Raw genomic sequence first — 16,994 nt, forward strand, 5'->3', positions numbered from 1 at the left:
GGTACAGACAAGCTACCGAGTAGCAAAGGCATCAAAGACAGACGTCCGCTTACACGGCGATCGCTGCACCAACGCCCCGAATGACGGCTTCGCGGGCCAAAGCCTTTTCCAAGCTGTCTCGCTGATGAGCATCCTGTCAGGCGTCTGCGCCATTGAGACCTCCTGGCCGCGCACCCGGTCCAGCTCGATCAATCGCTGCTGATCTTAGAATGCTCCCCAAAAATGACAGTTGGACGACGCCAGGAATTGAAAGGCATTCTACAAAGAACGGCTGCTTGTGGCCGTGAGGGGACTGTCCGATGTTGGGGTGCCGTAGGGCGAGAGCCGACATCCAAACGTCTCGCAATGTGGTCCGAGTTCGGCCCTAAGCGGGTTCAGACGCCTACGTGACTGCTGACCAGTCCATCAGCTGCGAACCGATGAACCATAATCATCGGTGGATCATTCACGGCAGGAACGCTAGGGCCTCCAAACCAAAGTGGGTTTGCGGCGCAGATCGACCCGCAAATGTGAGTAGGAATTGCCGCCAATGCCGCGCTCATAGGTCGGTGTACGTGACCGGACGAGATTGCTAGTGGTCTGAGGGAGCGCTGGGTCAACAGTGCACTTAGCTCCTCTCGTCCCTGCGCGATCACCGCGTCCATCGGTGGAATCCCGCATGGCACGACGTGGTGGTGCGTAAAGATGAGCGTTGATTGTGCTCCTGGCAAATCCAGAGCTTGTTTCAGCCAGTCCAGATGTTGGGCGACGTCACCAGCCGCCGATCCAGACAGGCTGGTGTCTAATCCCACAACCGAATTGTGCCAAACTCGGCTCTGAAATGAACAGCTTCGCAGTTGTCGACCTGACCGTGACGGTTGGTGAACGCCGAGCTAAGCGCATGCCGATTGTCTGAATTTCCTGGCACCACCAAAACAGGACAATTCAGCTCATTAAGGCGACTCCCGATCTCAGCATATCCCTCGATCCATCCCTCATCGATAAGGTCTCCGGAAGCCACGACAGCATCAGGCTTGACTTCGGCAAGCCATGACACAGCGCGAGCGAGACGCGACATGTTGTCGTTGCCCGGCGCAGCGTGAATATCGGAAACCTGCGCGACGATCATTTTGCACCTCCTAAACTCGTTGTTCCACCATAGGGTCGAATGTCGGTCTTCGGAAGACGCTGTAGAGCCTAGCAATAATGCTCGATGGGCTCGAGACACAACCGCTCGCGACAAGTCAGACTATGACCGCACAGAAGGCGCATTCCGGTCAATCTGAAAGATTCCACTGATACTGGCAGGTAATAAACCGTATCTCTACATGAGAATTGATTCCGCTGAATCAAGCTGATCGACACGGTATGTCAGTCCTTGAGGATCGGCGGAAAAGCCTGTGTCAGGATTGAAACGGACGTGCTTGGCCGCTCAGTGCAGGTTGCGCGCGCCGGATTTCGACGACTCGGGAGACATAACCCGGAGCGCCCAGTTGTCGATCACTGTCAATATTTCGTCAAACAGAGTTTGAACCTGTCTGTGCACCTCGGCATGAACAAAGTCCCGCTCGGGTCCAACGTCAATTTTGCATGCGAGATCTGCAGTCTTTTGGCAAATCTCGCCGCGCATCGCGGCTATCGTCTCATGCCAATTGATTGAAGTGGTCACTATCTCACTTATTGCTTCGTTCAGAAGGATACCGATCTCAGCGATCTGGTCGGAAACGGCAATCAGCAGTGCCTCCGATGCAGCGATGTCAGTCACGTCAGTCATATTGGGCGCTTCCAGACAGGAATAGGTGCAGTTACCTATACCCGAATCTCACCTGCTCTGCTCGTTTCTTTGATACTGTGGCGAGAGGGCTCAGGGAAAAATCCGCGAGCCTTTGATGGCGTGTCCGGAAACTCCCGAACGTCGACATAGGATCGTTTGCCATCTCACATATAACATATTGATATGTAGACGTTTTCTACGCCACGCGTAGGACGACATGCATTATCATATATAGGATGACCTGCAAGGCGCCGATGACGTAGGACGGCCCACGGCCTCTGCTCAGGCCCGGGGCATCTGGCCGACGAACCTGTCGAACAGCGTTAGATCATAGCGATGGGACTTGACGTCATCTCGATCGGCGGAGCGTTTGCGGCAGTTCCCACACCAGCCTGTGAAACGGCTCCGAGCATTCACCCCATGAGTGTTTACCACAACCATTTGGAAGCGCTTAGAAAATTGAGACATTGGCTAGGGTCAACTAATTGCTGGCGCTGACCCCGCAATCCTGAAAAATTGCTATTTGAACTCAATAGATTAGATGTCGTCCGAAAGGGGTGAATTTTCGGAGCCGTTTCACAGTCGATGATGTGTGGCAGGTTTTCTGCCGTGCCGCGTTCCGGGTTTTCTTTTCTACGGGTAATTACGGGCAAAGTTCTGCTATTCTCAGAATCAGCCATGATCCAAGCTCCAGATAGCTAGGTTGTGGTTAGGTCAGGCAGGGCGGTACGAACGCCCGGCTTGGCCGTCTGCCAATTCGGCAAATTTTCGATTGTAACCTGAAAACTTGGCGGAGCAATGCGTTTCGCCAAAAAATGGCGATTTTAAATGTTGGCGGTTCAATTCCGTATGGCGCGAGCGGCTCTAGATTGGGGTATTGTCGAGTTTGCCGAGCGGGCAGGGGTTTCGACCAATACGCTTGTTCGACTCGAACGGGGCGAAGAGCTCAAGCAATCAACCCTTGATCATCTGCGTACGGTATTGGAAGAGGCTGGCATTGAATTTATTGTTGAAGGTGACGATTGGTTTGGTGTGCGCGTGAGACGCACTGAGAAGCCAGCCTGTTGACTTCCGCCAGGGAGTGATCCAATTGCGCATTTTGCGGTGACCCATGTAGATACTACTAATTTGTTGGGATACTTCGCTTTTCTTCGCTCGGGTAGGGGCACGCGAAAGTGGCAAAAAGGGTCAAATCGTACTGATATTCAACATGCCAACTCCTGTGACGCGTCCCGCCTCGGCAGAGATTTCGCGTGGGCTGCCGCTTCACCGGAATAGGGGAAGTCTTCCCCGAGTTGACGGTCGCCCTCGTAGACTTTGAAGATGGGGCCATCGACTTCAACAATCCTGTAACCGTTCACGTATTCAATCTTTGGCGTTTTCCAACCCACTAGGAGCTCTCCTTCTTAAGGGCCGGCATTTCCTGCCCGGGTAGGTGATAACGGACAGCCCATACTTACCAGTTTATCAGGTGCTTGGACAAAGGCCTAATGTTCTATTGCCGGGCCTGCGGTTCGTTTCCGTTCAAGACCACGGTTTACGGTCTTCGTGCGGAAATCCAGTTGATGCTTCGGAGCAACGGAACAGCCGGTTCAAATAGCTCAAGGCGACAATTTTAATAAACGTAAGTGTTGCATATTCAACCTTTCATTGAACAAGACATCGTAAGGTGCATCCGAAAGATACGTCGCCGTATCATCGTGGCGGCTTCGGGCTTGCGGAGAGTGTGATGAAGAGCTTTGGAGCGATGCTGGCGGGCTATGGCGGCTTTGGGCCGGGCTTCAATTTTCTGCGCATTGCGCTGGCGTTCTCCATTGTCTTCTATCACGTTCTCACCAACTCCGGTCACTCGGCGCTGGCGCACGGCCCGGTGTTATGGTTCTTTGAATACAGCCTGGTGCCGATGTTTTTCGCCCTGAGCGGCTTTCTGATCACCGGCAGCGCGCAGCGTCTTAGTCTCGAAAATTTCCTCCTCAATCGCGCCTTGCGCATCGTTCCGGCGCTTGCGGTCGACATTCTGGTGTGCGCCTTCATCATCGGCCCGGCCGTCACCACGCTGCCGCTCGGCGACTATTTCACCGATGCGAGATTCTTCGCCTATATGCTGAACATTATCGGCTGGGCGCATTTTGAACTGCCAGGAGTCTTCACAGGCCACCCGGTGCGGCAGGTCAACGGGGCGCTGTGGACCATTCCCTGGGAGATCAACTGCTACATCATCATGTCGGTCATGATGGTCACAGGTGTGGTGCGGCGGGCGTTGGCAACCGTCCTGCTGCTAGCGATCTTTGTGGTCGCAGGCCTTGCGGTCGAGCATTTCACATCTGCCGAGGCAGGGGACTTCTGGGGCTTACATACGCTCTTCGTTGGTCGCGGCTCCCAGCTGATCACCGCCTTCCTGTGCGGCATCCTTGCCTATCAGTTGCGGGACTGGATCGCGATGAGCAGAATGCTGTTTGCTGCCTGCGTTGCCGTTGCACTCGCGGCCATGCTCCTGCTCGACGTGAGTGCAACTGAAAGTGTCGCAAACCGCCTGATGCTGATGCCGGTCCTCACCTACATCACCATCTATGCCGGTCTGTCGCGCCTGCCGCTACCGAAGATTTTGGAGGGCGGCGATTATTCCTATGGTGTCTATCTCTACCACGTTCCCTTCATCCAGCTCGCTATTCTGCTCGGGCCGCCGATCCTCGTCAGCACGGTAGTCGGCATTGTCATGCTGACTTTGATCACGGGCACCATCGTCCTCTGCGTTGCTGCTGCTTCCTGGCACTTGATTGAGAAGCCCATTCTGTCACTCAGGAAGCGCTATTCGTTGGCGGGCAGGACGATAGCGCGTGAGGGTCGGGCAGCATCCAGAGCAGAAACGGCGCCCGCGCTAAAGCCGAACGGTACTGAAACTCCCTTCTCGCACGCGCATCAGTTTTTGCCGATCGGCGAACTTCCTGATGATCGCCGAAATTCTCAAGCCCAATAAGCTTGCTCTGTTCAGTTCCACGTTATTGTCACTTCGATTTTCATTTCGCGGTGATCCATCAAAGTCACCGAGAACCGTAGCGCGCCTTTCTTTTTTCGTAGCGGCTGAGGTTCACTTTAAACGGGATAGTGGATCGAAAGGGGATGAACCTGAGAAAGGTCGGACGGATGGTGATATCTTGAGTGTTTTTGACGAGGCAGTTGTTGAAATCGACCGCCGCCGTGGTGACACCGGCGCCACTGTTGTCGTCCGTAATGGTGATATTCTGAAATTCGAAATACCGCTCGATTGGGAATCCGATGCAAATACCGCCGCATAACACGTACTTGTCGACGTAGCGTGTTGGTTTTCACGCGGAACTGAGCCGGTTAGGCGCATAATTTCCATTGAGAATTGAGCCATGTGAACCTTCCCCCCAACGCGGTGAGCGGCGGGGGCAACGGAGTGATCCACATGGGACTTTTAAACATCATCCGTCGGATGAAGCTGCGCGAGAAGCAGTCGATCCGCGAGATCAGCCGGCATACTGGTTTGTCGCGCAACACGATCGCGAAGTATTTGAACGCTGGTACGATCGAACCGACGTTCACGGTACCGGAGCGGCCGAGCAAGCTTGGTCCCTTTGCCGACAAGCTTGCGGCCTGGCTGAAGACCGAGGCCGGAAGGTCGCGCAAGCAGCGCCGCACGCTGAAGCAGCTTCATGCCGATCTGGTATCTCTCGGCTTTACCGGCTCCTATGGTCGGGTCGCCGCCTTCGCCCGTGAGTGGCGGGTTGAGCAGCAGACGGCGGGCCGCGGCATATTCGTTCCGCTATCTTTCCGCCCAGGCGAAGCATTCCAGTTCGATTGGAGTGAGGACTATGCCGTGATCGGCGGTGAGCGCACGAAGCTTCAGGTGGCGCATATCAAGCTATCGCACAGCCGAGCTTTTCTGGTCCGAGCCTACCTGCTGCAAACGCACGAGATGCTCTTCGACGCCCACTGGCACGGGTTCCGCGTGTTCGGCGGTGTGCCTGGTCGCGGCATCTACGATAATCTATGGACGCCTCCCGGGCGAGATGAACATTTGGCGGCACTCGGCATTGGATGCGTGAATCTATCCGGCCTATCGCTGGAGCGATCACGCTCCTGGCCTTGATGGGAGTCCGCTACCTCTGTCCTCATAACATGATCGACCTTTGTGGCCTTGTCGTAAATCAGGATCCGAAGCTGCGGTCCGTGCCGTTACGCCATCAGTTCTTACTCGCATTCATCATTGCCTCATAGGCAACGATTGGCAAATGACTATTGTGCGGCATAGCGCTCCTGTCGCGTGAGCAAGGCCCATGCTACCCGCGCGGTCTTGTTGGCAAGCGCCACGATCGCTTTATTAAATCCCCGGCGAGCGACGAGTTCTTTCAGCCATTGAGATCGGCGATCGTCGTGACTGGCAAGTCGGCTGATAACTGCGCGTGCACCATGAATCATCTGGCGACGTAGATAATGGTTCGCTCGGCGGCCAATTCCGCCAAGCCGTGGTTTGCCGCCAGTCGAGTATTGTCGCGGGACCAGCCCGATCCAAGCCGCCAGCTCTCGCCCGGATTTAAAGTGACGTCCGTCCTCAACGCTAGCAACGAGTGCCGTTGCAATGATCGGACCGACGCCTGGCAGTTCGGACAGACGACGGCAATCTTCTCGTTCACGGCAGATCTCGCTAATCTTCGTGTCGAGTTTGGCGACCCTCCCATTTAGATCGGTGAGCTGGTCGAGGAGTTCGAGGAATAACTCGCGCCCGAGATCGGAAAGAGCTCCATTCTTAACGGCTAACGGAGCTTGGGCAGCAAAGCGCCACGGTCCTTGCGGTAAAACGATTCCATATTCAGCGAGAAGGCCTCGTGCGTGATTGATCAGGGAGGTACGCTGAACAATCAGGCGTTCTCTTATTCTATGAAGCGACTGAAGGTCTTGTTGCGCGGTCGATTTGACGGGTACAAACCGCATAGTCGGGCGTGTTGCAGCTTCATAGATCGCCGCGGCATCGACCGCATCGTTCTTGGAGCCGCGTACAAAGGGCTTTACGAAGCGAGGATTGATAAGCAGGATCTCTCGCCCATCAGCCTTGAATTGCCGCCCCCAATGATGAGCGCTGGCACAGGCTTCCATCGCGATCGTCTTTGGAGCGATCGCTTTCACCATCTCAGCCAACTTCGATCGGCTGACCTTACGCGAAAGAATAGTGCCATCCGAAGCGATACTGTGCAGATGGAATGACGATTTTCCAAGATCGATGGCTAGCAGTTCGAATGTCATGACTTCCTCCTTTTGTTGGCCCTTCATTGTGAAGGTTCGGAGGGAGGCGTCCATCCCATAACATGCGCACGGCGATCGATAAGGTCGGCCGTGGCAAGGAGCGAGACGTCAACGTCCGCTTCATGGCAATGGCCAGCCACTACGTGTTCGAGCCCGAGTTCTGCAATCCAGCGGCAGGCTGGGAGAAGGGTCAGGTCGAGAAGAACGTCCAGGATGCCCGACCACGGCTGTGGCAACAGATGCCGGACTTTCCAGATCTAGCGGCGTTGAACGCATGGCTGGAGCAGCATTGCCAGGACCTGTGGCGCGAGACACCGCATGGCACCTTGTCCGGTTCGATCGCGGATGTTTGGGCTGATGAGCAGCCTGCCTTAATGGCATTGCCCGCAATGTTTGACGGCTTCGTCGAGCAGAGCAAGCGCGTCTCACCGACATGCCTGATCACCTTCGAGCGTAATCGTTACAGTGTGCCTGCATCATTTGCGAACCGGCCCGTCAGCCTGCGGATTTATCCCGAGCGGCTGGTCGTTGCAGCCGAGGGCAATATCCTCTGCGAACATCCGCGGATCATAGAACGCAGCCACGACAAACCGCCGAGGACGATTTACGACTGGCGACATTACCTTGCCGTCATCCAGCGCAAACCCGGTGCCCTGCGCAATGGTGCACCCTTCCTGGAATTGCCGCTGGGCTTTCGACAACTGCAGGACCAGATGCTTCGCCGCCCCGGTGGTGATCGAGAGATGGCCGACATCCTCGCTCTGGTGCTTCATCACGACGAACAGGTTGTCGTCAGGGCTGTGGAACTGGCTCTGGATCAAGGCGTCGCGACCAAGACGCATGTGCTGAACCTGCTGCATCGTCTGATCGATGGGAAGACGACTGACGGTCCTGACATCGACACGCCACAGGCGCTGACCTTGCTGCTTGAACCCAAGGCCAATGTAGAACGCTACGATGGTTTGCGGGTTCGGATTGTGGGAGGTCGTCATGCGTCATGATCCTGCCAGCGCCGCCGTCGTCATCATGCTGCGTAGCCTGAAGATGTATGGCATGGCCCAAGCGGTCACGGACCTGATCGAGCAAGGAGCACCAGCCTTTGATGCGGCCGTGCCGATCCTGTCCCAGTTGCTAAAAGCCGAGATGGCTGAGCGCGAGGTCCGCTCGATTGCCTATCATATGAAGGCTGCGCGCTTCCCTGCCTACAAGGACATCTCCGGCTACGACTTCGCCGCCAGCGAAATCAACGAGGCGACGGTGCGCCAACTGCATCGATGCGAGTTCATGGACGGAGCGCATAACATTGTCCTCGTCGGCGGGCCGGGCACAGGCAAAACACACGTCGCGACCGCCCTCGGCGTCCAGGCTATCGAGCATCACCGCCGAAAAGTCCGCTTCTTCTCGACCATCGAATTGGTCAATGCGCTCGAGCAGGAGAAGGCAAAGGGCAAGGCAGGCCAGATCGCCGAGGCGCTGGTCCGTCTCGATCTGCTGATCCTCGATGAGCTCGGATACCTTCCGTTCAGTGCTTCAGGCGGAGCGCTGCTCTTCCACCTGTTGAGCAAGCTGTACGAGCGCACCAGCGTCGTCATCACCACCAACCTCAGCTTCAGCGAATGGGCAACCGTCTTCGGCGACGCCAAGATGACGACAGCTCTGCTCGACCGCCTGACCCACCGTTGTCATATCCTGGAAACCGGTAACGACAGCTTCCGCTTCAAAGCCAGCTCGGCCGCAGCAGCACAAAAAAGAGGAGAAAAGCCCAACCCCTTGACCAAACCCTGATCAGAAAACCATACTCAGAGGTGGCTCACTTCTCGGTGGAAAAACCGGCTCAGTTCCGCGTGAAAACCAACACATAGCAGACACAAAGCCCCACATCCTTGGTGTTCTGTCTGCGGCAAGGATCGGCGGAACGTTTGAGGCGCACGCCGCAACGGCAGCGGTCGAGAAGATTATGGCCTCGACGGTGAATAATGCGGGCGCACTTATTGCGGTTGCGAAGCTAAAGCAGAAAGATGAGGTTACGTTTCTTCATTCGTTGGCCGTCAGTGCGCTGATGGTCGCGTTCGGTCGCGCCCTAGGGCATGATGAAGAGGATGTGCGGCTATTCGGGCTCGGAGGGCTGGTCCATGATCTTGGAAAAATGGCACTGCCGGACGCAATATTGGCGAATACGGGCAAGTTAACCGCCGGCGAGATGGACCTTGTCCGAACGCATCCTCGACAAGGATACGAGATGATCTCCCACCTTGAAAATTCGCGGCAGGAGGTGCTTGATATCTGCCTCTATCATCACGAAAAATTCGACGGCTCAGGTTATCCCTGCGGTCTTGCCGGGAAGGAAATACCCTACGAGGCGCGCCTTGCAGCCATTTGCGATGTCTACGACGCGTTGACAACAGTCAGGCCATACAAGCCTGCGTGGTCGCAGGGAGAGGCGGTCAATATGATGATGCGTTCGCCGGGACATTTTGACCCCAACTTGCTGTCAGCGTTTATGTCGAAGATGGTCATCAACGGCACTCTGCATTAGATCGGGCATCAGATGCCATTGTGCCACACTTCATCATTGGCTTTGGCGGGAAAACGCAACGGCAAAAGACCGCAGCACACCATACTTATTGGAGCGTAATGCCGAGCGCACCGGCCAGTGTGGTCAGGCTAAGGTGCGCGGCGCATGCGGATCGGTCGATCGAATTCGATATCGTTGGGAGTCGGTTTTTTGGAAAGATAGCTATCGCAACTTGGCAAAGGAATGCTGCAGGTGCTCGCACGTAGGGCTTGTCATGACGTCCCTCACCGGTCCGATCTCCCCCATCAGCTCTTGGTGAAAGAAGGCAACTCTGTCGGAGACGTCACGCGCAAACCCATTTCGTGGGATCCTCGCGTCCCACGGAGCACCGCTCCCAAGACGCGCCATACAAAGGCTAGGGGCGACCACTCGGAATTTTTTATATCGTCCAGATCTTGCGGCTTGGCGGCCTTTGCCAAAGTGCAGCTTCGACATATGGAGAAGCGCCCCAATATTTTTCGGGCGAACGCGGCGCGACAGTCGATGCCGCTTACAGGTCCGCAGAAAGAATTCAGGCTTCGGCTAGCCTGCTCCAATTGGAAAAAAGAAAGCTCGTCAATCGCCAGGCTCCGTTGTCTAGTACCGATGGTTCAGGCCTGGACCCAGACGACAATTGCGACGCAGGCGAGAACGAAGGCCGCGAATGTGAGCGCCGCCACCCGTTGTCGATGTGGATTTGGACTTGGGGGATCTTCGAGATCGGGAGGCAAGATCCGCTGTTCCATGGCATTGAACCCTTTAGATGCCGCCGAGATGAAGGGTTTTCAGTTCAAGGAATTCCTCAAGCCCGTGATGCGAACCTTCACGACCCAGGCCCGATTCCTTGATGCCGCCGAAGGGAGCTGCCGTCGTCGATACCGATCCAGCATTGATTCCAACCATGCCGAATTCAAGCGCCTCGGCGACGCGGAACGCCCGCGAGATATCGCGTGTGTAAAGATAGGAAGCGAGACCAAACGGCGTATCGTTCGACCAATTGATGGCCTCGTCTTCGGTATTGAAGCGGAAGAGAGGCGCTACCGGGCCGAAAGTTTCTTCCCGAGCGATCCTCATTTCAACCGTCGTGTTAATCAAGACAGTCGGCTCGTAGAACAGCCCCGATCTAAGCTTGCCGCCGGTGACTACGAATGCGCCATGCGCGGTCGCGTCGTCGACATGCTCCTGGATCTTGGTGATTGCAGCGCGATTGATCATCGGGCCGATTGTCGTTCCCTCCACCAGACCGTCGCCAACAACGAGATTGTTGGTCGCCGCAGCCAATTTACCGGCGAACGCCTCGTAGACGCCTTCCTGGACAAAGATGCGGTTGGCGCAAACGCAAGTCTGGCCGCCATTGCGGAACTTGCTTGCCATCACACCGGTCACCGCGGCATCGAGATCGGCGTCATCGAAGATGATGAATGGCGCATTGCCGCCGAGCTCCAATCCGACCCGCTTAACGGTCGCAGCGCATTGTTCCATCAACAGTTTTCCGACCCGTGTAGAACCAGTGAACGTCAACTTCCTGACGATCGGGCTGCGGGTCAAGGCGCCGCCTATCTCGGCGGGTCTCCCAGTTACGATGTTGATGACGCCCTTAGGGATTCCCGCACGTTCGGCGAGAACGCCAAGAGCAAGCGCGGAAAACGGCGTCGCTTCGGCCGGCTTGATCACAATCGTGCAGCCCGCGGCGAGAGCCGGGGCAGCCTTGCGCGTGATCATGGCGTTCGGAAAATTCCACGGGGTGATCGCAGCGACGACGCCGATTGGGTGCTTCTGAACGATGATCCGTCCGTCAGCCGAAGCAGCGGGAATGGTTTCGCCGTAGATCCTGCGCGCCTCTTCGGCGAACCACTTGACGAAGGACGCTCCATAAGTGATTTCACCGCGCGCTTCGAAAAGCGGCTTTCCTTGTTCCAGCGTCATGATCCGCGCAAGGTCGTCTGCATGCTCGATCATGAGTTCGAACCAACGTTCGAGGAGCGCGCCGCGCTCGCCGGCTGTTTTCTTGCGCCAGGATTTGAATGCTGCATCCGCCGCAGCAATAGCGCTGTCGGTTTCGGCTGCGCCCAGTTCGGGTACATGCCCGATGATCTCACCCGTTGCAGGGTTGTCGACCGCAAACGTGGCTTTGCCCGCGGCACCCACCCAGTCCCCGCCGATGTAGCAGAGTTCGGTGAAAAGGGCCGGATCTTTCAGCTGCTGGGCTATGGTCATGATGTTCTCCAGATGTTTGAGACATCATTCTCCAGGTCATGCGGCACAATCTGCCGAAACGAACTGCAACGTTGATAGCAACGATCAAATTTGCCCCCTCCAATCATCGTAAGCCACTGCCGGATCAGGTGCACAATGGCTCAAATTCGAAAGTGAGGTTGGCAATGGAAAAGGCTCAGATTTTATATGACGACTTTGCGAAGGTGGATATCCGTATCGGGCGTGTCCTGACGGTCCAGCCTTTCGAGCGAGCACGTCATCCGGCCTATAAGGTTGAAGTGGATTTCGGGGATCTCGGCCGCAAATGGTCGAGTGCCCAGATCACCAGCTATAGCCCCGAAGAGCTGATCGGGCAGATCGTGACCTGCGTGGTGAACATGCCGCCGCGCAACATCGCAGGCTTCCAGTCGGAAATCCTGATCCTGGGCGCCAAGGACACGAACGGCAACGTCAAGCTCCTGCGGCCAACGCATGATATCGCGATCGGCGAAGCTGTCTTCTAAACGGATGCGTCGCAACGAACGCTCACAAAGGGGAATGGGAATGGAAACGGCTGACTTTATTGTTATTGGTGCGGGGATCGCGGGAGCTTCCGCCGCTTATGAACTGAGCGAGAACGGGAAGGTTATCGTTCTCGAAGCCGAATCCGCTCCCGGATATCATTCGACCGGACGCTCTGCGGCTGTGATGTCAGAGAACTATGGACCGGCGCTGTGGAGCCGGCTGGTTACGGCATCGCGGTCGTTCCTTGAGACGCCTCCTGACGGCTTCACGGACGTCCCGCTCGTCACGCCCCGTGGTGCGTTGTTTTTGGCCCGCGACGGCGAGCAAGCGAAATTGAAAGCCCAGGCAGACGAGCTTCTTCGTCGAGGGGCGACGATCGAACTAACGTCATCTGACGAAGCCTTGCGGTTCTGCCCGGTCATAAAGTCGAGCGAGTTCGTATCGGCCCTCTATGAGCCGGATTGCATGGACATCGACACGGACGCGCTGTTAACCGGCTATCTGAAAATGCTCCGCGTTCGTGGTGGGCGGGTGGTTACGAATGCGAGAGTCGAGGCGTTGAAGCGAGCGGATGGTGTTTGGCGCATATCCACGCCTGCTGGCTCGTTCGAAGCGCCGGTCGTGATCAACGCGGCAGGCGGCTGGGTCCAGGAAGTAGCGACACTTGCGGGCCTGTCCTATCGCAACGTCATCCCGTTCCGCCGTACCGCGGTTGTATTCGACCCGCCGGCGGGCAGCTCGATCCAAACCTGGCCGATGACTTTCGATGTGGCTGAAACCTTCTACTTCAAGCCGGAAGCCGGGCGCATCATGGTTTCGCCGGTCGACATGGCACCTTCCGAACCCTGCGATGCACAGGCCGACGAGCTTGAGGTCGCAATCGCGATCGACCGCATCCACACGTTCACAACGATGGAGGTGAAGAGCGTCAAGCATAAGTGGGGCGGCCTCAGGACTTTCGCACTAGACCATGAGCCGGTCATCGGCCGCGATCTCGAGGAAGATAGCTTCATCTGGTTGGCGGGTCAGGGTGGCAATGGCGTGATGGGCGGGGCCGCCGCGGCCCGGCTTGCGGCAAGCTTTGCCGTCGGCGCCGAGATCCCTTCCGACATAGCCGCCTTGGGCATCACCGAGGAGAACGTATCGCCGGCCCGGTCGTGCGTCGTCGATGCAAGTGGGGACAAGCCCGTGGTCGGTACGCTCGACGCATTCGCCTGACCCTTCATTCATCTGAACAAGGGATCGCCGATCGGCAGGCGGTTCCTGCACAAACCCAAATGGCGCTGTCTACCCGAAATAATCACTCGGAAAGGAAAATATCATGACAAAGCGCAGCAAAGAAGAGCTTCTCGCCGCCCGCCAGAACAATATCCCGAGAGGTCTCTTAACTGCCCACCCGATTTTCGTGGAACGTGCTGAAGGCGCCTATATCTGGGATACGGAAGGTCATCGCTATCTCGACTTCGTTGGCGGCATCGGCGTGCTGAACGTTGGGCACAACCACCCGCGTGTCGTGGCGGCGGTCGAAGAGCAGCTGAAGCGCGTCACCCACGCGGCTTTCCAGGTTGCTGCGTACGAGCCCTACATCAAGCTTGCCGAGCGCCTCAACAAGCTGGTTGGCAAGGGTGCGGCCTACAAGAGCGTTTTTTTGACCACGGGTGCCGAAGCAGTCGAAAATGCCGTCAAGATTGCTCGCGGCTATACCAATCGTCCCGGGATCATTTCTTTCCGTGGCGGGTTCCACGGCCGCACCCTGCTCGGTGTCACGCTCACCGGCTTCGGCCAGCCCTACAAGCAGAACTTCGGCCCGTTCGCGGGCGAAGTGTTTCACACGGCCTATCCAGACGCTTATCGTGGTGTGACGACTGAAGGCGCGATCGCAGCGCTCGAAGAAGTGTTTGCCACCGAAATTGCTGCGGATCGCGTTGCTGCCATCATTATCGAACCTGTACAGGGCGATGGCGGGTTCCTGGCCGCTCCTGTCGAGTTCCTCCAACAGCTTCGAGCGATTACCGAACGCCACGGTATCGTTCTAATCGCGGACGAAATTCAGACGGGCTTCGGACGGACCGGCACGATGTTCGGCTTCGAACACTCGGGCATTCAGCCGGATCTCGTCACGGTGGCAAAAAGCCTCGCCGGCGGCTTCCCTATCTCCGGTGTGCTGGGCAAGGCCGAGATCATGGATGCGCCGACGCCGGGCGGGCTCGGCGGCACATATGGCGGTAACGCCATCGCCTGTGCAGCGGCACTTGCCGTTCTCGATGCCTTCGAACAGGACGGACTGCTGGAACGCTCCAAGGCGCTCGGCAACAAGCTCAATGCCGCGTTGGAAGAACTTCAGTCCACACATGACTTCATCGGCGTGGTTCGCGGACGCGGCTTCATGCAGGCAATCGAATTCGTGACGGATTCAGCCTCGAAGCGACCGGATCCGGAGCGCGCGCAGCGGGTCGTGGAACGGGCTCGTGAGGGCGGCCTGCTCGTCATCAAGTGCGGCGTGTACCGCAATATTGTCCGGTTCCTGGCTCCGATCGTCCTGTCCGATACAGATCTCGATGAGGCGTTGCGGATCTTGGGGGATGCGATCGACGGCGAGCGCCTCTCGTCGGCAGCGTAAAGTCGGTATCTGATCGCCCGGCAGTGCACCTGCCGGGCGGAGTTTTGAATGAGCGCGCCGGGGGACACCCTGGGTGCCAGAGGAGGAGTTGTGCGATGCGAGCAGTCTTTGCTGATTGCACTGAGGAACTTCGGCGCGTCATCGAGACGCTAGGGCTTCAGGTCCCAAGTTCGGTACGGATCAATCACGGCACACCGACGGAAGCCGAACTGATCGAACTGTGCTCGGACAGAGACGTGCTTTTCGTCGAACACACGTCGGTCCCCGCTTCAGTCTTCGCGGCATGCCCGTCAATCCGTGCCGTGATCTTCATGGGAACCGGAGCCGGAACCTATCTCGATCTCGATGACGCCACCCAGCGGGGCGTCGAGGTGATGACGACACCCGGCTATGGCGATAGAGCTGTTGCGGAACATACCTTCGCGCTTATGTTTGCAGCCGCTCGAAACATCGCGACGATGGATCGTGATCTGCGCGCTGGCGAATGGAAGCCCCTAGGCGGGCTGCAGCTCGAAAACCAGAAGATTGCCGTGATCGGGCTTGGCGGGATCGGCGCGACGATGGCCGATTTGGCGAGCTCTGTCGGTATGCGGGTGTCGGCATGGAACCGGACCCGCAAGGACAACCCGAACTTTGTCGCAGACATTGACGAGGCGCTGGATGGCGCGACCGTCGTCTCACTCCATCTTTCCCTAAGTGCCGAGACGTGTGGGATCATCGATTTGCGTCGGATCATGCTTCCGGCCAGGGGCTTTATTCTCGTAAACACGGCGCGCGCCGCGCTCGTGGATGAGCATGCGCTCCTGGAAGGGCTATCCGGGGGGCAGATCGGTCACGCTGCTCTGGACGTATTCCCCGAAGAGCCGCTTCGGGCAACAAATCCCTATACGAAGCTCGCGAACGCGACGGTCACAGCCCATGCGGCCTACATGACGGACGCCGCATACGCAGAGCTCTGGAACAGGACACTCAAGGCATATAATCGGCTAGCGGATCGGTCGAGACTGTAGACAGTCGATCGCGCCCATTTCCAAGATCGAACCAAGGTGGGGAGCCACAAATGAAGATACTCGTCCCGGTCAAACGTGTTGTCGACTACAACGTGAAGATCCGTGTGAAGCCGGATGGCACGGGTGCCGAACTTGCCAACGTCAAGATGTCGATGAACCCGTTCGACGAGATCTCGGTCGAGGAAGCGCTGCGGCTGAAGGAAGCCGGCAAGGCTGAGGAAGTCGTGGTCGTCTCGATCGGGCCTGCCAAGGCTGAAGAGACGCTGCGCACCGCACTCGCCATGGGCGCCGACCGGGCGATCCTGGTCGAGACCGATGATGCCGTCGAACCGCTGGCCGTCGCCAAGATCTTGAAGGCTGGAGAAGCAGTTGGAGCGACGAATCAGACATATGCTCGAACGACGAGATCGCCTCACCCGTGTGGATCTGGGCCGCGTCCAGGATCGGCGATAGGCTGATAATGTCGTCTATCGCCAAAAACGCCATGACCGTCTGGCGAGGTCTGCGGACGAGCTTTAGGGAGACAGCCGTGATAACACCGAGCGTGCCGTCTTCGGCACCAATAAAGAGCTGCTTCACGTCATAGCCTGCATTGTTCTTCCGCAAAGGGCTCAGTTCGCTATAGAGCGTACCATCCGGGAGAACGACCTCGAGACCGAGCACCAGCTCCCTTGCCATTCCATACCGAACGACGTTAATTCCGCCCGCATTCGTCGCGATATTTCCACCGATACGGCAGGATTGTTGCGAGCCGAGCGCCAGCGGTAGTAGTAGGTCGACGTCAAGCGCAGCCTGCTGAAGATCGCTCAGGATCATTCCGGCTTCCGCAGTCACGGAAAGGTTCGCCGCATCAATGTCACGAACACTATTCATCCGCTCAAGGCTTATAACCAGTTCGCTGTTGTCTTCATTCGGAGTTGCCGCCGTGCAATAGCTCGTGTTGCCGCCTTGCGGGACGAGCGGGACAGCGAACTCGACGCAAGCGCGAACGATCTTCTGGACTTCGGCCACCGTTCGCGGGCGCAGCAGAGCCCTTGTTCGTCCTACGTATTGCCGGCGGAAGTCCGTTGT

14 protein-coding genes and 5 pseudogenes are annotated in these 16,994 nt (G+C 57.3%); 12 read left to right on the forward strand and 7 right to left on the reverse strand.

The window, feature by feature from the left end:
• Positions 1-781 precede the first annotated feature (781 nt).
• From AB6803_RS25990 to AB6803_RS26000, 3 genes are all read right to left on the reverse strand, one after another.
• Positions 782-1,108 carry a metallophosphoesterase gene (locus AB6803_RS25990; RefSeq protein WP_371111606.1) on the reverse strand — a complete coding sequence of 109 codons (327 nt, stop codon included), beginning with the start codon at positions 1,106-1,108 and terminating at the stop codon, positions 782-784.
• 303 nt (positions 1,109-1,411) lie between these two features.
• A complete protein-coding gene (locus tag AB6803_RS25995; RefSeq protein WP_371111607.1) occupies positions 1,412-1,753 on the reverse strand; it encodes a hypothetical protein in 342 nt (113 codons plus the stop codon).
• Positions 1,754-2,181: 428 nt separating this feature from the next.
• Positions 2,182-2,433, reverse strand: a complete 252-nt coding sequence (locus tag AB6803_RS26000; protein ID WP_371111608.1) for a hypothetical protein — start codon at positions 2,431-2,433, stop codon at positions 2,182-2,184.
• Between the two features lie 148 nt (positions 2,434-2,581).
• On the opposite strand from AB6803_RS26000, the gene AB6803_RS26005 reads away from it, so the two are divergent.
• The gene (locus tag AB6803_RS26005) at positions 2,582-2,821 is read left to right on the forward strand and encodes a helix-turn-helix domain-containing protein (protein ID WP_371111609.1); all 240 of its coding nucleotides are present in this window, start codon (positions 2,582-2,584) and stop codon (positions 2,819-2,821) included.
• A gap of 137 nt (positions 2,822-2,958) precedes the next feature.
• Here the strand turns inward: AB6803_RS26005 and AB6803_RS26010 are convergent, their stop codons facing one another.
• Positions 2,959-3,144 (reverse strand): hypothetical protein, encoded by a 186-nt coding sequence (locus AB6803_RS26010; protein ID WP_371111610.1) that lies wholly within the window; start codon positions 3,142-3,144, stop codon positions 2,959-2,961.
• Positions 3,145-3,500: 356 nt separating this feature from the next.
• Between AB6803_RS26010 and AB6803_RS26015 the strand changes: the two genes are divergently transcribed.
• The 3 genes and pseudogenes from AB6803_RS26015 to istA all read left to right on the forward strand — a co-directional run.
• The gene (locus AB6803_RS26015; RefSeq protein WP_371111611.1) at positions 3,501-4,730 is read left to right on the forward strand and encodes an acyltransferase family protein; all 1,230 of its coding nucleotides are present in this window, start codon (positions 3,501-3,503) and stop codon (positions 4,728-4,730) included.
• Positions 4,702-5,049: a hypothetical protein gene (locus tag AB6803_RS26020; protein WP_371111612.1), complete on the forward strand. Its 348-nt coding sequence runs from the start codon at positions 4,702-4,704 to the stop codon at positions 5,047-5,049. Before AB6803_RS26015 ends, AB6803_RS26020 begins: the two co-directional genes overlap by 29 nt.
• Before the next feature lie 134 nt (positions 5,050-5,183).
• Positions 5,184-5,786, forward strand: a pseudogene (gene istA / locus AB6803_RS26025) (IS21 family transposase); the annotation flags it as partial.
• Positions 5,787-5,961: 175 nt separating this feature from the next.
• On the opposite strand, the pseudogene AB6803_RS26030 reads toward istA, so the two are convergent.
• A pseudogene (locus AB6803_RS26030) lies at positions 5,962-6,943 on the reverse strand (IS110 family transposase).
• A 134-nt stretch (positions 6,944-7,077) separates the two neighbouring features.
• Between AB6803_RS26030 and AB6803_RS26035 the strand changes: the two are divergent.
• From AB6803_RS26035 to AB6803_RS26045, 3 genes and pseudogenes are all read left to right on the forward strand, one after another.
• A pseudogene (locus AB6803_RS26035) lies at positions 7,078-8,019 on the forward strand (IS21 family transposase); the annotation flags it as partial.
• A complete protein-coding gene (gene istB / locus AB6803_RS26040) occupies positions 8,009-8,803 on the forward strand; it encodes an IS21-like element helper ATPase IstB (RefSeq protein ID WP_371111613.1) in 795 nt (264 codons plus the stop codon). The pseudogene AB6803_RS26035 and the gene istB, both read left to right, overlap by 11 nt.
• Positions 8,804-8,975: 172 nt before the next feature.
• Complete coding sequence (locus tag AB6803_RS26045; protein WP_371111614.1) at positions 8,976-9,554, forward strand: HD-GYP domain-containing protein; 579 nt, start codon at positions 8,976-8,978, stop codon at positions 9,552-9,554.
• 777 nt (positions 9,555-10,331) lie between these two features.
• On the opposite strand, the gene AB6803_RS26050 is transcribed toward AB6803_RS26045, so the two are convergent.
• A complete protein-coding gene (locus AB6803_RS26050; RefSeq protein ID WP_371111615.1) occupies positions 10,332-11,789 on the reverse strand; it encodes an NAD-dependent succinate-semialdehyde dehydrogenase in 1,458 nt (485 codons plus the stop codon).
• 164 nt (positions 11,790-11,953) lie between these two features.
• Between AB6803_RS26050 and AB6803_RS26055 the strand changes: the two genes are divergently transcribed.
• The 5 genes and pseudogenes from AB6803_RS26055 to AB6803_RS26075 form a co-directional block, all read left to right on the forward strand.
• Positions 11,954-12,292, forward strand: a complete 339-nt coding sequence (locus AB6803_RS26055; protein ID WP_371111616.1) for a tRNA-binding protein — start codon at positions 11,954-11,956, stop codon at positions 12,290-12,292.
• Between the two features lie 40 nt (positions 12,293-12,332).
• Positions 12,333-13,511, forward strand: a complete 1,179-nt coding sequence (locus AB6803_RS26060) for an NAD(P)/FAD-dependent oxidoreductase (RefSeq protein WP_371111617.1) — start codon at positions 12,333-12,335, stop codon at positions 13,509-13,511.
• A 103-nt stretch (positions 13,512-13,614) separates the two neighbouring features.
• Positions 13,615-14,913: a 4-aminobutyrate--2-oxoglutarate transaminase gene (gene gabT, locus AB6803_RS26065; protein ID WP_371111618.1), complete on the forward strand. Its 1,299-nt coding sequence runs from the start codon at positions 13,615-13,617 to the stop codon at positions 14,911-14,913.
• A 95-nt stretch (positions 14,914-15,008) separates the two neighbouring features.
• Entirely contained in the window at positions 15,009-15,923 is a 915-nt protein-coding gene (locus AB6803_RS26070) for an NAD(P)-dependent oxidoreductase (RefSeq protein ID WP_371111619.1), read from the forward strand.
• Between the two features lie 50 nt (positions 15,924-15,973).
• Positions 15,974-16,282 (forward strand): annotated as a pseudogene (locus tag AB6803_RS26075) (electron transfer flavoprotein subunit beta/FixA family protein); the annotation flags it as partial.
• Between the two features lie 325 nt (positions 16,283-16,607).
• On the opposite strand, the pseudogene AB6803_RS26080 reads toward AB6803_RS26075, so the two are convergent.
• Positions 16,608-16,934 (reverse strand): annotated as a pseudogene (locus tag AB6803_RS26080) (FAD-binding oxidoreductase); the annotation flags it as partial.
• Positions 16,935-16,994: the final 60 nt, after the last annotated feature.

It is taken from the genome of Rhizobium sp. RCC_161_2, from assembly GCF_041355235.1.
Classification (GTDB): domain Bacteria; phylum Pseudomonadota; class Alphaproteobacteria; order Rhizobiales; family Rhizobiaceae; genus Rhizobium.

Coding starts and splice junctions, on each gene's coding strand:
- AB6803_RS26005 (WP_371111609.1), top strand. CDS start 2,582: ATGTTGGCGGTTCAATTCCGTATGGCGCGAGCGGCTCTAGATTGGGGT.
- AB6803_RS25990 (WP_371111606.1), bottom strand. CDS start 1,108: ATGATCGTCGCGCAGGTTTCCGATATTCACGCTGCGCCGGGCAACGAC.
- AB6803_RS25995 (WP_371111607.1), bottom strand. CDS start 1,753: ATGACTGACGTGACTGACATCGCTGCATCGGAGGCACTGCTGATTGCC.
- AB6803_RS26055 (WP_371111616.1), top strand. CDS start 11,954: ATGGAAAAGGCTCAGATTTTATATGACGACTTTGCGAAGGTGGATATC.
- AB6803_RS26045 (WP_371111614.1), top strand. CDS start 8,976: ATGGCCTCGACGGTGAATAATGCGGGCGCACTTATTGCGGTTGCGAAG.
- AB6803_RS26050 (WP_371111615.1), bottom strand. CDS start 11,789: ATGACCATAGCCCAGCAGCTGAAAGATCCGGCCCTTTTCACCGAACTC.
- AB6803_RS26070 (WP_371111619.1), top strand. CDS start 15,009: ATGCGAGCAGTCTTTGCTGATTGCACTGAGGAACTTCGGCGCGTCATC.
- AB6803_RS26020 (WP_371111612.1), top strand. CDS start 4,702: ATGATCGCCGAAATTCTCAAGCCCAATAAGCTTGCTCTGTTCAGTTCC.
- istB (WP_371111613.1), top strand. CDS start 8,009: ATGCGTCATGATCCTGCCAGCGCCGCCGTCGTCATCATGCTGCGTAGC.
- AB6803_RS26000 (WP_371111608.1), bottom strand. CDS start 2,433: ATGGCTGATTCTGAGAATAGCAGAACTTTGCCCGTAATTACCCGTAGA.
- AB6803_RS26015 (WP_371111611.1), top strand. CDS start 3,501: ATGCTGGCGGGCTATGGCGGCTTTGGGCCGGGCTTCAATTTTCTGCGC.
- gabT (WP_371111618.1), top strand. CDS start 13,615: ATGACAAAGCGCAGCAAAGAAGAGCTTCTCGCCGCCCGCCAGAACAAT.
- AB6803_RS26060 (WP_371111617.1), top strand. CDS start 12,333: ATGGAAACGGCTGACTTTATTGTTATTGGTGCGGGGATCGCGGGAGCT.